We start from the raw sequence: 13,755 nt of genomic DNA on the forward strand, positions 1-13,755 counted from the left end.
GGAGTCGCGGCGCGGCGCACCGCGGAACACGGAACCCCGAACACGGCCCCCTTCGACACGACCGGTGAGGAACACCCATGGACATGCTGTGGAGCGGCTGGGGCGACCCGGCCAGGGCCACACCGCTGCCCGACTCGGTGACCGGACTCCTGCGCGACCTGCTCGGCGTCAAGCCCCGCGAGGCCGGACCGGTCGCCCTGGAGGAGATCCACGTCCCGGCCTCGCCGCTGACCGCGGACGCGCTCCGCGCCCTGAACGAGGCCGTGGGCGACGAGGCGCACGTCCGCACCGACGCCGAGTCCCGGATCCGCCACACCCGCGGCAAGTCCACCCCCGATCTGCTGCGCGTCAGAAGCGGCGACGTCACGGACGTCCCGGCGGCCGTGGTGCTGCCCGCGGACCACGAAGACGTACTCGCCGTGTTGCGCGCCTGTGCCGCCCACGGCCTGGCCCTGGTCCCGTTCGGCGGCGGCACCTCAGTCGTCGGCGGTCTCGCCCCCGAGCGCCGCCGCCCGTTCGTCGCCCTGGACCTGCGCCGTATGAATCGGCTGCTCGCCCTGGACCCGGTCTCCCGCACCGCCACCCTGCAAACGGGCCTGCGCGGCCCGCACGCGGAGGCGCTGCTGGCCGAACACGGCTTCACCCTCGGCCACTTCCCCCAGTCCTACGAGTGGGCGACCCTCGGCGGTTTCGCCGCCGCCCGCTCCAGCGGGCAGGCCTCGGCCGGCTACGGCCGCTTCGACGAGATGGTGCTCGGCCTCACCCTCGCCACCCCCGAGGGCACCGTGGAGGCGGGCCGCGCGCCGCGCTCGGCGGCCGGACCCGACCTGCGCCAGCTCGTCCTCGGCTCCGAGGGCGCGTTCGGTGTCATCACCTCGGTGACCGTGCGCCTGCGCCCGCTCCCGCAGACCCGCGTCCACGAGGGCTGGCGCTTCGCCTCCTTCGAGGAGGGCGCCGCCGCCCTGCGCCGGCTCGCCCAGGACGGGCCGCGCCCGACCGTGCTGCGCCTGTCCGACGAGACCGAGACCCTGATCGGCCTGGCCCAGCCCGACGCCATCGGCGCCCTGGACGCCCGGCAGGGCGCCGGCTGCCAGGCGATCGCCGGCTACGAGGGCACCGCCGAGGACGTCGCCCACCGCAGGCAGCGCGCCGCGGCCGTGCTGGGCGAGTGCGGCGGCACCTGCCTGGGCGAGGAGCCGGGGGAGCGCTGGGCCCACGGCCGCTACTCGGCGCCCTACCTGCGTGACGCCCTCCTGGACGCGGGCGCGTTCGCCGAGACGCTGGAGACCGCCGCCTTCTGGTCCCTTGTCCCTGGGCTGTACGCCTCCGTCCGTGAGGCGCTGACCACCACGCTCACCGCGTCGGGCACCCCGCCCCTGGTGATGTGCCACATCTCGCACGTCTACGAGAACGGCGCCTCGCTGTACTTCACCGTGGTCAGCGCCCAGGGCGACGACCCGGTGGCGCACTGGGCGCCCGCCAAGCGGGCCGCGAACGAGGCGATCCTCGCCGCGGGCGGCACCATCAGCCACCATCACGGCGTGGGCACCGACCACCGCGACGGGTACGTCCGGGAGGCCGGACCGCTCGGTGTCGAGGCCCTGCGGGCCGTCAAGCGCCGGCTGGACCCCCACGGCCTGCTGAACCCGGGCGTTCTGCTGCCCCTTGACTGACTCCGGCCGCCCCTCGACCGACCCCGGCCCGGCACCACCCGCGACCGACCACCTTTCCGTCCCGGAGGCCCCACCGATGCGACAGTTCACCGCCATCGTCAACCCCACCGCGGGCGGATCCGCCGGGGCCGCGGCGCTGCTGCGGGTGGCCAGGCTGCTCCGGGAGGCCGGCGCCGGAGTGGAGACCGAGTACAGCCGCAGTCTCGCCCACGCCCAGGACCTCGCCCGCCGGGCCGGCGAGCGCGACCGCGTCGTGCTCGCCGTGGGCGGCGACGGCATCGCGGGCGGCATCGGCGGAGCCCTCAGCGGCAGCGGCACCCTCCTGGGCCTGGTACCGGCGGGCCGTGGCAACGACTTCGCTCGCGCGCTCCGACTTCCCGCCGAACCAGCCGAGTTGGCCCGGATCCTGCTGCACAGCACCCCGCGCCGCGTCGACACCATCGAGGTGGAGTCGGCCGCGCACCAGCGCACCGTCGTCCTCGGCAGCGTGTACGCGGGCGTCGACGCGCTCGCCAACCGGCATGCGAACAACTCCCGGTTGCTGCGCGGCGCCGCCTCCTACTACGCCGGCGGGCTGCGCGCCGTGGCGACCTGGCGAGCGGCGACCTACCGGGTCACCGTCGACGGCGAGGAGCACACCCATCGCGGTTACACCGTGGTGGCCGCCAACTCCGCCTACTACGGCTCCGGTCGCATGATCGCACCCGGCGCCCGCGTCGACGACGGCCTGCTCGACGTGGTGATGATCCGCGAGGCACCGCGCCGGCTCTTCTTCGCACTGATGAACGAGCTGAAGTCGGGCGCACACGTCGAGCGCCCCGAGGTGCGGATCCTGCGGGGCAGACGGATCCGTGTCACCGCCGACCGAGAGGTGCCCTACGGCGCCGACGGCGAGGTCGAGGCGGTCCTGCCCGTCACGGCCCGTGTGCTGCCGGGCGCGCTCGCCGTGCTCTGCTGACCGCCCGTCTGCTCAACCGGCGTGAGAGGGGCGGTACTTGGGCTATCGACGCGCCGTCAGGCGCAGCCCCAGGCCGACATCCCCTGGAGGACGGCCAGCCGCCCGGCCACGGCGATCTGCTCACTGCGCGAGGCCAGGTCCGCTCGGCGCGCGTACCTCAGGCCTCCCGCGGCCACCCAGCTGGACTGGCGGAACTGGAGTCCGCCGTAGTACCCGTTGCCGGTGTTCGCCTTCCAGTTGCCGCTGGACTCGCAGGCGGCGATGGCGTCCCAGTCGGGACCGAGACCGACGGCCGGGAGTGCCGTCGCCCGGGGCCCGCCGGCCAGTGCCGCGGTGGTCGCCGCGGCCAGCAGGGTCCCGTGCAGCGCGCGACGGCGGAGGTGGCGGCCGGGGGCCCTGTCGATGCTCTGCTGACAGATCATATGCAGACTGTTACATCATATGATCAGAAAGTAGCGAAGCGGCGCGCCGGGTGCCGCCGGAGGGGTTCACTCATGGCCTTCAAGAGCCCCGTGGAGCGCGGCGGCCTCCGCCGCGGCCGGTTCGAGCAGTTCGCGGAGTACGCCTCCAACTTCACCAGCTCCCTCGTCTTCTTCCTGGTCTGCCTGCTCCTGGTCGCCTTCTTCGTCGCCGTCGACGCGGCGCACCTGTCCGTCGAGTTGCTGCTGCTGGCCGGCGAGTCCTTGACCGCCGTGACGCTGCTGCTGCTCGCTCTGCTGAAGAACGCCGAGATGCGCGCCGAACACGCCGTCCAGCGCAAACTCGACGCCGTCGCCCGGGTGCTGCTGGAGATGAACAAGGGCGACCGGAGTGGCGCCTTAGAGGACCTGCGCAACGCGATCCGGATGGAGGAGGGGACCTGACGCGGACGGCGGAGGGCGCCTGGGGCAGACGGACGAACGCCCCGCCGGGGTCCTTCCCGGAGCCCGGCGAAACGGAGACCATGCCGCGTCATGGACATTCTGCTCGTCGCCAGCGCGTTCAACAGCCTGTCCCAGCGCGTCTACGCCGAACTGTCGGACCACGGCCACCACGTCGATGTCGTGCTCGCCGTGCACGGCCCCGAGGCCGTCCGCGCCGCCGTCGCCGAGACGAACCCGGAACTCGTCTTCGCGCCGATGCTCAAGACCGCGCTGCCGGAGGACGTGTGGCGGGAGCACACCTGCCTCATCGTGCACCCCGGTCCACCGGGGGACCGCGGCCCCTCCTCGCTGGACTGGGCGATCGCGGACCAGGCACCCGACTGGGGCGTGACGGTCCTCCAGGCCGAGGCGGCGTTGGACGCCGGCGACATCTGGGCGGCCATGCCGTTCCCGACGGCGCCGGTCGGCAAGAGCGACCTGTACCGCAACGAGGCCTCCGACGCCGCCGTGGCCGCCGTGCTGCTGGCCGTACGGCGCTACGCCGAGGGCTCCTTCAAGCCGCTGCCGCAGAGCGACCCCTCCATCCGCGTCGTCCGGCGCGGCTTCCTGCGCCAGGAGCGGCGCCGCGTCGACTGGGAGAACGACAGCACCGCGACCGTGCTGCGCAAGCTGTCAGGCGCCGACTCGCAGCCCGGAGTCCTCGACGAACTCCTCGGACGTGAACTGTTCCTGCACGGTGGCCACCCGGAGGACCAACTGCGCGGACGCCCCGGAGAACTGCTCGCCACCCGGGCGGGAGCGGTGTGCCGGGCCACCCGGGACGGGGCCGTGTGGATCCCGGAACTCAGGCCCCGCAAGAACTCCGGCGACCCCGCCCCCTTCAAACGCCCGGCCGCCTCGGTCCTCGGCCCGACCGGTCTCCCGGAGGCGGCCGTACCCCTCGAACTGCCCCCCGGGCGGCGCACCTGGACCGACATCCGCTACCGGCAGCGCGGCGACGTCGGCTTCGTCACCTTCTCCTTCCCCGGCGGCGCGATGAGCACCGACCACTGCCGCAGGCTGCTCGCCGCCTACCGCCACGCCCTCACTCGCCCCACCCCGGTACTCGTCCTCGGCGGCGCCCGCGACTTCTTCTCCAACGGCATCCACCTGAACGTCATCGAGGCGTCCGACGACCCGGCCGCCGAGTCATGGGCCAACCTCAACGCCATGGACGACCTGGTCGAGGCGGTACTGCACACCACCGACCGGCTGGTCGTCGCCGCGCTCGGCGGCAACGCAGCCGCGGGCGGCGTCATGCTCGCCCTCGCCGCCGACGAGGTGTGGTGCCGCACCGGCGCCGTGCTCAACCCGCACTACCGCAGGATGGGCCTGTGCGGCTCGGAGTTCTGGACGTACACCCTGCCGCGCCGGACCGGCACCGGGACGGCCGAGCGGCTGACCACCGAGGCCCTGCCGGTGAGCGCCGCCACCGCGCACGGCCTCGGCCTGGTGGACCGTCTCGTGCCCGTGCCCGCGGGGGAGTTCACCGCCGAGGTCGACCGCATGGCGGCCGGACTCGCCGACGCACCCGACCTCGCCCGGCGGATCGACGCCAAGGCGGCGGCCCGCGCACGCGACGAGTCGGTACGGCCGCTCGCGGACCACCGGCGCGCCGAACTCGCCCGGATGCACGACATCTTCTTCGACCCCGCCGCCCCCTACCACGCGCTGCGCTCGGCGTTCGTCCGCAAGCTCCCCGGCGCCTGCGCCCGCCCCCTGTCCCCGGCCGGCGCCCCGCTCACCGGAGGCACCCGATGACGCCGCCGCCCGCCACCCGGCTCCTGGTCGCCGGTGTCGGCAACATCTTCCTCGCCGACGACGCCTTCGGCCCCGAGGTGATCCAGGCCCTCGGCTCCCGCCCGCTGCCGGCCGGAGTCCGGGTGCGGGACTACGGCATCCGCGGCCTGGACCTCGCCTACGAACTGCTGGACGGATACGACGCGGCCGTCCTGGTCGACGCGGCGCCGCGCGGCCACCGGCCCGGCACCCTGTCCCTGATCGAGGCGGAACTCCCCGACGCCGAGGCCGGCGCCGCGGCCCCGCCGGAGGCCCACGGCATGGACCCGGCCAAGGTGCTGGCCCTGGCCGCGCACCTGGGCGACGGGCCGCTCCCGCGCGTCCTCGTGCTCGCCTGCGAGCCCCAGGTGCGGCCACGCGGCGACGAGGACATCATCCCCGGGCTCAGCGACCCGGTGCGGCAGGCCGTCGCCCCCGCCGTCGAGGCCCTGCACACCATGATCCCGGTGCTGCTCGCCGATCCCGCGGCCACCCCGCCGTTGGTCCGCACGGAGGAATCCACCCCCGCGCACACGGCTGCGCTCCCGCGCCTCGCCACCGACGCGGCCGAAGATCGGTGAGGGGCCCCGGAACCGTCCTCCCGTCCCCTTCCCCCGAGCCGACCCCGAGGAGCAGCGCCATGTGCCGGTCCGTCGACGTCAAGCAGGCCGTCCTCGCCAAGAACGACGACCTGGCCGCCACCCTCCGCGGCGACCTGGCCCGGCAGGGCGTGGCCGTCGTCAACCTGCTGTCCAGCCCCGGCAGCGGCAAGACCGAACTCCTCGGCCGGGTGCTGGCCCGCGCCGTCGAACGGGGCGTCCCGGTGGCCGCGCTGACCGCGGACCTGGCGACCGAGAACGACGCCCGCCGGCTGGCCCGCTCCGGCGCCCCGGTGCAGCAGGTGCTCACCGACGGACTCTGCCACCTGGAGGCCCGGCAGGTCCGCTCCCGGCTGGAGGGCTGGCTGCCCAAGGACACGGCGGTGCTGTTCGTGGAGAACGTCGGCAATCTCGTCTGCCCCGCGTCGTACGACCTCGGCGAGACCCTGCGGATCGTGCTGATGGCGGTGACCGAGGGCGAGGACAAGCCGCTGAAGTACCCCACCGCGTTCGGCTCCGCCCATCTGGTCGTGGTCACCAAGACCGACCTGGCCGAGGCCGCCGGCTTCGACGAAACCGCCTTCCGCACCCATGTCCAGCAGGTCAACCCGGGCGTCGGGATCGTACGGACCTGCGCCCGCACCGGCGACGGCGTCGACACCGTCCTGGACCGTGCGCTGGCCGTCCGCGACGGCGCCCCGCGGCACCGGCCCCCGCTCACCCCGCACCCCCACGGCCACGAACACGCCGCCGACGGCGAGCAGGCCCACGACCACCACGCGCACCCGCACCCGGCGACCACCCCCTCCTCATGACCGCACCCGTCACGGGCCCGGTACGCCGCCGGCTCACCGTGCGCGGCACGGTGCAGGGTGTGGGCTTCAGGCCGTACGTGCACCGCCTGGCCGCCGACCTGGCGCTGGCCGGCTTCGTGAGCAACACCGCCACCGGCGTGCTGATCGAGGTCGAGGGCCCGCCGGACGACATCACCCGGTTCTGCGACCGGCTGGCCCGGCGACCGCCCCCGCTGGCCGCCGTGACCGGCATCGGCCTGGAGGACCTTCCCGCCACCGGCGCCACCGGCCCCTTCGCCATCCGCCCCACCGAACACTCCCCGGGACGCACGCAGCTCCCGCCCGACACCGCGACCTGCGCCGACTGCCTGCGCGAACTGGCCGACCCGGACGACCGCCGCCACCGGCACCCGTTCATCACCTGCACCCACTGCGGTCCCCGCTTCACCATCGCCACCGCCATGCCGTACGACCGCGCGGCCACGACCATGGCCGGCTTCCCGATGTGCCCTGCCTGCGCCCGGGAGTACACCGACCCCGCCGACCGGCGCTTCCACGCCCAGCCCGTGGCCTGCCCCGACTGCGGCCCCCGGCTGCGCCTGGTCCCCGCCGCCGGCGGCGAGCTGCGCCCGGCCCTGGACGCGGACGCCCTGGCGGCGGCCCGGGCCCTGCTCGCCGCGGGGCGGATCGTCGCCGTCAAGGGCGTCGGCGGCTACCACCTGGCCTGCGACGCCACCGACACCCGCGCCGTCGCCACCCTGCGGGCGCGCAAGGAACGCGGGGGCAAGGCGTTCGCCGTGATGTGCGCCGACCTCGCCGCCGTCGAGCGGATCGCCGACCCGACCGACCGCGAACGGGCCACGCTCACCGGCCCCACGCGGCCCATCGTCCTGCTGCGCCGGCGCGCACGGCCGGACGGGCTCCGCCTGTCCGACGAGGTGTGCCCGGGCAGCCCCCACGTCGGTGTGATGCTGCCCTACACCCCGGCGCACACGCTGCTGTTCGGACTGCCCGGCGACCCCCCCGGCCCGCGCGTACTCGTGATGACCAGCGGCAACCGCTCCGGCGAGCCGATCGTCACCGACGACGAGGAGGCGCTGACCCGGCTGGCCGGACTGGCCGACGCCTGGCTCGCCCACGACCGGCCCATCGCCTGCCCCTGCGACGACTCCCTGCTGCGGGTTCGCCCCGACGGCACCGAACAGGTGCTGCGGCGCTCCCGCGGCTACGCGCCCCGCCCGCTGCGCCTGCCGCTCGCGGTGCGCCCCGCGCTCGCCGTGGGCGGCGACCTGAAGAACGTCCCCTGCGTCGGCGACGGCGAACAGGCCTGGTTCGGGCCGCACATCGGCGACATGGCGGACCTCGCCACCCTCGAGGCCGCCCGCCGGGCGGAACGGCACCTGCTGCGCCTGACCGGAGTGATCCCCGCCCTGGTCGCCGCCGACCGCCACCCCCGCTACCACTCGGCCCGCTGGGCGCGTCGCCGTGCCGCCGGACTCCCGCAGCCGGAGCCCGTACTGGTCCAGCACCACCACGCGCACATCGCCTCGGCGATGGCCGAGCACGGCCTCGACGGCACCACGCCCGTCATCGGCGTCGCCTTCGACGGCACCGGATACGGCGACGACGGCACCGTCTGGGGCGGCGAGTTCCTGCTCGCCGACTACACCGGCCACCGCCGCTTCGCCCGGCTGACCCCCGCCCCGCTGCCCGGCGGCGACGCCGGCGTGGCCAACCCCTGCCGGCTCGCCCTGGCCCGGCTGTGGGCCGCGGGACTGCCCTGGGACCCCCGCCTGCCCAGCGTCGCCGCCTGCACACCCGACGAACGGGCGCTGCTCCGGCGGCAGTTGGAGCGCGACCTGGCCTGCGTGCCGACCTCCAGCACGGGCCGGCTCTTCGACGCCGTGTCCTCCCTCGCGGGCGTGTGCCACCGCGCGGGATACGAGGCGCAGGCCGCGCTGGAACTGGAGGCGACCGCGACCCTGGCCCGGGACGCCGACGGCGCGGCGTACCCCTTCGCCTTCACCGACGGCCCCGGTCCCCTCGGCTGCGACCCGGCGCCCATGCTGCGGGCGCTCCTCGACGACCAGCGGCGCGGCACCCCGCCGCCGGTCCTCGCGGCGCGCTTCCACCGGGGCCTCGCGCGGGCCGTCGTGGAGATCTGCCGGCGCGCCCGCGCGGCCACCGGCCTGACCACCGCCGTCCTCAGCGGCGGTGTCTTCGCCAACGGGTTACTGGAGGACGAGTGCGCCGCACTGCTCACCGCGGACGGCTTCACCGTCCTGCGCCACGGCGAAGTCCCCCCGAACGACGGCGGGCTGGCCCTCGGACAGCTTGTGGTCGCGGCACACGAGCGAGATCACCGGAGGCGCCCGGAAGACGCCGTACGAGCCGAACGGGCCGGGACCCGCGCGAGGGCGCGGGGCCGGCGGACGACCGACAGCGACGAGACGGAGTGACCCATGTGTTTGGCAGTGCCCGGCAAAGTCGTGGCCATCGACCACCGCGCCGACCCGCTCACCGGTCTGATCGACTTCGGCGGGGTGCGGAAACAGGCGTGTCTGGAGTACCTGCCCGATGTGCGGGTGGGGGAGTACGTGATCGTCCACGTCGGGTTCGCCCTTCAGCGGCTGGACGAGGAGTCGGCCCGGGCGTCCCTGGAGCTGTTCGAGCAACTGGGGCTGCTGGAAGAGGAGTTCGGCGACGCCTGGGCACAGGCGGCCGAGCAGGCCGGCGACCCGGCCCCGCGCACCCCCGGGGCCGAGGAACGTGAGAAGAGCGGGAGTGAGGCCTGATGAAGTACATCGACGAGTTCAACGACCCCGGTCTGGCCCGGCGGCTGCTGGAGGAGATCCGCGCGACGGTCACCCGGCCGTGGGCGCTGATGGAGGTCTGCGGCGGCCAGACCCACTCGATCATCCGGCACGGCATCGACCAGTTGCTGCCTGAGGAGGTCGAGCTGATCCACGGCCCCGGCTGCCCGGTGTGCGTGACCCCCCTCGAAGTCATCGACAAGGCGCTGGCGATCGCCGCGCGCCCCGAGGTGATCTTCTGCTCGTTCGGCGACATGCTGCGGGTGCCGGGCACCGACCGGGACCTGTTCCGGGTCAAGGGCGAGGGCGGGGACGTACGAGTGGTGTACTCGCCGCTCGACGCACTCCAGCTCGCCCGGCAGCACCCGGACCGGCAGGTGGTGTTCTTCGCCATCGGCTTCGAGACGACCGCCCCCGCCAACGCCATGGCCGTGCACCAGGCCCGCCGACTGGGCCTGGACAACTTCAGCCTGCTGGTCTCGCACGTCCGGGTGCCACCGGCCATCGAGGCGATCATGACGGCCCCGGCCTGCCGGGTGCAGGGCTTCCTCGCCGCCGGGCACGTGTGCAGCGTCATGGGCACCGCCGAGTACCCGGACCTGGCCGAGCGGCACCGGGTGCCGATCGTGGTCACCGGCTTCGAACCGCTGGACATCCTCGAAGGAATCCGCCGGGCCGTCCACCAACTCGAGCGCGGCGAGCACCGGGTGGACAACGCCTACCCGCGCGCCGTGCGCGAGACGGGCAATCCGGCCGCCCTGAGCATGCTCCAGGAGGTCTTCGAGGTGGCCGACCGGTCCTGGCGCGGCATCGGACGCATCCCCGCCAGCGGATGGCGTCTGTCCGAGGCCTACCGCGCCTACGACGCCGAGCACCGCTTCGACGTCGAAGGCATCCGCACCGAGGAGCCCGCCGTGTGCCGCGCGGGCGAGGTGCTCCAGGGGCTGATCAAGCCCACCGAGTGCTCCGCGTTCGGCACCACCTGTACCCCGCGCACCCCGCTCGGCGCCACCATGGTCTCCAGCGAGGGTGCCTGCGCCGCCTACTACCTGTACCGCCGGATGACCGGACAGGCCTCACCGGGCGCCCCGGCGCCGCAGGGCTCCCGTATCCCGCAGGAGGAGATGAACCCCGTTGGCTGAACTGGCTTCCGCGGCGGCCGACGCCCCCGTCGACCCGGCGAACTGGACCTGCCCCGCCCCCCTGCGCGACCAGCCCGTCGTGGTGATGGGCCACGGCGGGGGCGGCGCCCTGTCCGCCGAACTGATCCAGGACGTCTTCGCCCCGGCCTACGGCAACCCCACCCTCGCCGCGATGGGTGACTCCGCCGTCCTCCATCTCGGCGGCACCCGGCTGGCGTTCTCCACCGACTCCTACGTCGTCAGGCCGCTGTTCTTCCCCGGCGGCAGCCTCGGGGACCTGGCGGTCAACGGCACCGTCAACGACCTGGCGATGAGCGGTGCCCGGCCCGCCTACCTCTCCGCGGCCTTCGTGCTGGAGGAGGGCGTGGAGCTGACCGTGGTCGACCGGATCGCGCGCGCCATGGGCGCCGCCGCCGAAGCCGCGGGCGTCACCGTGGCCACCGGCGACACCAAGGTGGTGGAGGCCGGACACGGCGACGGTGTGTACGTCACCACCGCCGGGGTCGGTGTCGTCCCCGAAGGAGTGGACATCCGCCCGCAGCGGGCCCGGCCGGGCGACGCCGTCATCGTCAGCGGCCCGATCGGCCTGCACGGTGTGGCGATCATGAGCGTCCGGGAGGGACTTGAGTTCGGCGTCGAGGTCGCCAGCGACACCGCGCCCCTGGGGGACCTGGTGGCCGCCATGCTGGCCGTCACCCCGGACATCCACGTGCTGCGCGACCCCACCCGGGGCGGTCTCGCCGCCTCCCTCAACGAGATCGCCCGTGCCTCCGGCACCGGCGTCCGGCTGCGCGAACGCGCCATCCCCGTCCCCGAGGCGGTCGCGAACGCCTGCGGATTCCTCGGCCTGGACCCGCTGTACGTCGCCAACGAGGGCCGGCTCGTCGCCTTCGTGCCGCCCACCGAGGCGGAGGCCGTCCTGGCGGCGATGCGTTCCCACCCGCAGGGCGGCGGAGCCGTGCTCATCGGCGAGTGCGTCGCCGACCACCCCGGCATGGTGGTGGTCGCCACCGGCCTCGGCGGCACCCGGGTCGTCGACCTGCCGCTGGGGGAGCAACTGCCCCGCATTTGCTGACCCGCAGGGCCGAACGGCCCCGCCGGTGCGTCGTGCACCGGCGGGGCCGTTCGGCCGTCGGGCTGCCCGTCAGGTCGCGGGCGACGGCGCGGGCTCGATGGCGGTGATCTCCAACTCCCGCCCGCTGCGCAGGTCCCGCGACGGACGGTCGCAGTGCGGGCACCAGAAGAACGGGGGCATGCCGACCGGGAACTCCGCGTCGCACGGGACGCAGTAGGCGTGCGCGGTCACCTGCTCGACGACGAGCCGGGCGCCGGCCAGGGCGGTGCCCTCCCGAGCGACCTCGAAGGCGAAGCTCAGCGCGTCGGGTACGACGCCGGCCAGTTCGCCCACCCGCACCGTCACCACCGAGACGGCGCCCGTCCCCTCGGCCCGGGCGACCTCGTCGGCCTGCTCCACGATCGCGGTCGCGATCGACAACTCGTGCACGTCGGTCAGCTCCGTTCGTTGACGCCCTCTCCTGCCCGAGGGCAGGAGATTCCGGTCCGCACCGCTACGCGGCGCCACCTCGGGTTCCTGATTCACCGGCCCTTGCCGCTCTCCGGGGAGATCGGTCTCACAGGGGCCTCCACAGGCATCACTTTCCGCCCGTCCGACGGTGGATCCGACAACTCCGTCATCGGATGACGCGATCCCAGCCCTGCCCCTTGCGGCCCTCCGGGCCGCAAGGGGCAGGATGCCCTTCACCTCCACCGGTAGCTCCGTCCGGTCAGTTCTGTTCGGTCAGCTCCGCGAAGAACTCCTCGACGGCGGGCCACACCCGGCCCCCGCCGGACAGGCCCCGCCACTCGCGGCGGACCACGGCCAGCATCCGGAAGCAGTCGTCGACGGGCACGATCCAGTGGTGGTCCAGGCCTTGGACGGTGTTGACCAGCAGCGCCTCCACCTCGGGCTCCATGGAGGCGAGTTCGGGGAACCGGGTGGTCAACTGCCGCCAGGCCGCCGCGTCCACCTCCCACCGCATGGCACCCGCCGGGCTCGGGCCCTCGGCGGTGACCGTGCCCTCGGCGCGCGGCACGAAGAAGACCAGGCCGACCGGCACCCCCAGCGCCGTCGTGTCGACGCGCGGAAGCCGCACCCGGCGCCGGGGGACGAGCCGGTAGTGCCCGCCACCCGCCCCGTCCTCGGCGAAGAGCACCGAGCAGGGGCCGCAGGCGCACCGCACCTCGGCCTCGGCGGTGTCGTAGAGGTGGCGGTGGTCCTCGGGCACCGGCGCGGCGCACAGATCGCACACCTCGCCCGGTGCCGCGGCGGTCCGGCCGGCCGAGGAACGGATGAGGCGGGCCAGCGCTCCGTCCCCGGTCACCGTGGCTCCTGCGACCGTGGCGCACCCCGGCGCGCGAGCGACTCCAGGGGGACGAACGCCGGAGCCGCCTGCCGCTCGGACGCGCTGGGCACGGCCTCCACCGCCGTCAGTTCGGGAGCGGCGGCGAGCACGGCCGCACGGACGGCGCCGGTCACGTCGTCCGTGGCGCTGCCACACCCGGAACCGCACCCCCCACCGCCCGTGGTCACCCGGACGCGGGCCACCTGTTCCTCCAGGCCCACCCACTCGACGTCGCCGCCGCGCTCCCGTACGGCCGGGCGCAGCCGTTCGACGGCGCGCTCGGCCCGGCGCTCGGCCGGCTCGGGGTGGATCTCGTGCAGGACCAGCAGGTGGCCCACCAACTCGTCCTCTGCCAGACGCAGCGCGAGTTCACCGTCCGAGCGGTCGAGTACGCGGCCCAGCGCCTCGCCGTAGACCTCGGTCAGCAGCCGCACCGCCTCCAGGGCGGACCGCACGGTCGGCCCCGGAGCGGACTCCAGCCCCGCCAGCAGTTCGTCGAGCCGGGCGAGCCGCGCCTCGACGTCCGGGTCCGCGAGCCGGCCTGACCGGGTGCCCTGCCCCGTGTCAGACATGGTCGTGCCCTGCCCCGTGTCAGACATGGTCGGTTCCGTAGGTGGGGGTGTGGGTGGTGGTGAGGGTTTTGCCGTTGCCGAGGTACATGTGGACGCCGCAGGGGAGGCAGGGGTCGAAGCT

At 74.5% G+C, this 13,755-nt stretch carries 14 protein-coding genes; 10 read left to right on the forward strand and 4 right to left on the reverse strand.

The features are described 5' to 3' along the window. The first annotated feature begins 77 nt into the window (after nt 1-77). Nucleotides 78-1,673 carry an FAD-binding oxidoreductase gene (locus ACFY4A_RS13430; RefSeq protein WP_390829559.1) on the forward strand — a complete coding sequence of 532 codons (1,596 nt, stop codon included), beginning with the start codon at nt 78-80 and terminating at the stop codon, nt 1,671-1,673. A gap of 76 nt (nt 1,674-1,749) precedes the next feature. Next, entirely contained in the window at nt 1,750-2,631 is an 882-nt protein-coding gene (locus tag ACFY4A_RS13435) for a diacylglycerol kinase family protein (protein ID WP_390829560.1), read from the forward strand. Between the two features lie 56 nt (nt 2,632-2,687). On the opposite strand, the gene ACFY4A_RS13440 is transcribed toward ACFY4A_RS13435, so the two are convergent. Beyond that, nucleotides 2,688-3,053 (reverse strand): transglycosylase family protein, encoded by a 366-nt coding sequence (locus ACFY4A_RS13440; protein WP_390829562.1) that lies wholly within the window; start codon nt 3,051-3,053, stop codon nt 2,688-2,690. A gap of 72 nt (nt 3,054-3,125) precedes the next feature. On the opposite strand from ACFY4A_RS13440, the gene ACFY4A_RS13445 reads away from it, so the two are divergent. The 8 genes from ACFY4A_RS13445 (at nt 3,126) to hypE (ending at nt 11,735) form a co-directional block, all read left to right on the forward strand. After that, nucleotides 3,126-3,494, forward strand: coding sequence for a hypothetical protein (locus ACFY4A_RS13445; protein ID WP_390829563.1), 369 nt, complete (start codon nt 3,126-3,128; stop codon nt 3,492-3,494). A gap of 90 nt (nt 3,495-3,584) precedes the next feature. Then, complete coding sequence (locus ACFY4A_RS13450; RefSeq protein ID WP_390829564.1) at nt 3,585-5,294, forward strand: enoyl-CoA hydratase-related protein; 1,710 nt, start codon at nt 3,585-3,587, stop codon at nt 5,292-5,294. Then, the gene (locus ACFY4A_RS13455) at nt 5,291-5,893 is read left to right on the forward strand and encodes a hydrogenase maturation protease (protein WP_390829565.1); all 603 of its coding nucleotides are present in this window, start codon (nt 5,291-5,293) and stop codon (nt 5,891-5,893) included. The genes ACFY4A_RS13450 and ACFY4A_RS13455 overlap by 4 nt, the downstream gene beginning before the upstream one ends. Before the next feature lie 59 nt (nt 5,894-5,952). Further along, nucleotides 5,953-6,726 (forward strand): hydrogenase nickel incorporation protein HypB, encoded by a 774-nt coding sequence (gene hypB / locus ACFY4A_RS13460; protein WP_390829566.1) that lies wholly within the window; start codon nt 5,953-5,955, stop codon nt 6,724-6,726. Continuing rightward, complete coding sequence (hypF, locus tag ACFY4A_RS13465) at nt 6,723-9,164, forward strand: carbamoyltransferase HypF (protein WP_390829567.1); 2,442 nt, start codon at nt 6,723-6,725, stop codon at nt 9,162-9,164. The genes hypB and hypF overlap by 4 nt, the downstream gene beginning before the upstream one ends. 3 nt (nt 9,165-9,167) lie before the next feature. Continuing rightward, complete coding sequence (locus ACFY4A_RS13470; RefSeq protein WP_390829568.1) at nt 9,168-9,500, forward strand: HypC/HybG/HupF family hydrogenase formation chaperone; 333 nt, start codon at nt 9,168-9,170, stop codon at nt 9,498-9,500. Then, the gene (gene hypD / locus ACFY4A_RS13475; protein ID WP_390829569.1) at nt 9,500-10,660 is read left to right on the forward strand and encodes a hydrogenase formation protein HypD; all 1,161 of its coding nucleotides are present in this window, start codon (nt 9,500-9,502) and stop codon (nt 10,658-10,660) included. The genes ACFY4A_RS13470 and hypD overlap by 1 nt, the downstream gene beginning before the upstream one ends. An 85-nt stretch (nt 10,661-10,745) precedes the next feature. Then, entirely contained in the window at nt 10,746-11,735 is a 990-nt protein-coding gene (hypE, locus tag ACFY4A_RS13480) for a hydrogenase expression/formation protein HypE (RefSeq protein ID WP_390829586.1), read from the forward strand. Between the two features lie 69 nt (nt 11,736-11,804). On the opposite strand, the gene hypA is transcribed toward hypE, so the two are convergent. The 3 genes from hypA to ACFY4A_RS13495 all read right to left on the reverse strand — a co-directional run bounded on the left by hypA (nt 11,805) and on the right by ACFY4A_RS13495 (nt 13,661). Further along, complete coding sequence (hypA, locus tag ACFY4A_RS13485; protein WP_390829570.1) at nt 11,805-12,164, reverse strand: hydrogenase maturation nickel metallochaperone HypA; 360 nt, start codon at nt 12,162-12,164, stop codon at nt 11,805-11,807. 280 nt (nt 12,165-12,444) lie between these two features. Continuing rightward, nucleotides 12,445-13,041 (reverse strand): DUF5947 family protein, encoded by a 597-nt coding sequence (locus ACFY4A_RS13490; RefSeq protein ID WP_390829571.1) that lies wholly within the window; start codon nt 13,039-13,041, stop codon nt 12,445-12,447. After that, the gene (locus ACFY4A_RS13495; protein ID WP_390829572.1) at nt 13,038-13,661 is read right to left on the reverse strand and encodes a NifU family protein; all 624 of its coding nucleotides are present in this window, start codon (nt 13,659-13,661) and stop codon (nt 13,038-13,040) included. Before ACFY4A_RS13495 ends, ACFY4A_RS13490 begins: the two co-directional genes overlap by 4 nt. Between the last annotated feature and the right edge of the window lie 94 nt (nt 13,662-13,755).

Origin of the sequence: Streptomyces sp. NPDC001292 (assembly GCF_042896465.1) — a bacterium.
Lineage (GTDB): Bacteria > Actinomycetota > Actinomycetes > Streptomycetales > Streptomycetaceae > Streptomyces.

Coding starts and splice junctions, on each gene's coding strand:
- ACFY4A_RS13430 (WP_390829559.1), top strand. CDS start 78: ATGGACATGCTGTGGAGCGGCTGGGGCGACCCGGCCAGGGCCACACCG.
- ACFY4A_RS13435 (WP_390829560.1), top strand. CDS start 1,750: ATGCGACAGTTCACCGCCATCGTCAACCCCACCGCGGGCGGATCCGCC.
- ACFY4A_RS13440 (WP_390829562.1), bottom strand. CDS start 3,053: ATGATCTGTCAGCAGAGCATCGACAGGGCCCCCGGCCGCCACCTCCGC.
- ACFY4A_RS13445 (WP_390829563.1), top strand. CDS start 3,126: ATGGCCTTCAAGAGCCCCGTGGAGCGCGGCGGCCTCCGCCGCGGCCGG.
- ACFY4A_RS13450 (WP_390829564.1), top strand. CDS start 3,585: ATGGACATTCTGCTCGTCGCCAGCGCGTTCAACAGCCTGTCCCAGCGC.
- ACFY4A_RS13455 (WP_390829565.1), top strand. CDS start 5,291: ATGACGCCGCCGCCCGCCACCCGGCTCCTGGTCGCCGGTGTCGGCAAC.
- hypB (WP_390829566.1), top strand. CDS start 5,953: ATGTGCCGGTCCGTCGACGTCAAGCAGGCCGTCCTCGCCAAGAACGAC.
- hypF (WP_390829567.1), top strand. CDS start 6,723: ATGACCGCACCCGTCACGGGCCCGGTACGCCGCCGGCTCACCGTGCGC.
- ACFY4A_RS13470 (WP_390829568.1), top strand. CDS start 9,168: ATGTGTTTGGCAGTGCCCGGCAAAGTCGTGGCCATCGACCACCGCGCC.
- hypD (WP_390829569.1), top strand. CDS start 9,500: ATGAAGTACATCGACGAGTTCAACGACCCCGGTCTGGCCCGGCGGCTG.
- hypE (WP_390829586.1), top strand. CDS start 10,746: ATGGGCCACGGCGGGGGCGGCGCCCTGTCCGCCGAACTGATCCAGGAC.
- ACFY4A_RS13495 (WP_390829572.1), bottom strand. CDS start 13,661: ATGTCTGACACGGGGCAGGGCACGACCATGTCTGACACGGGGCAGGGC.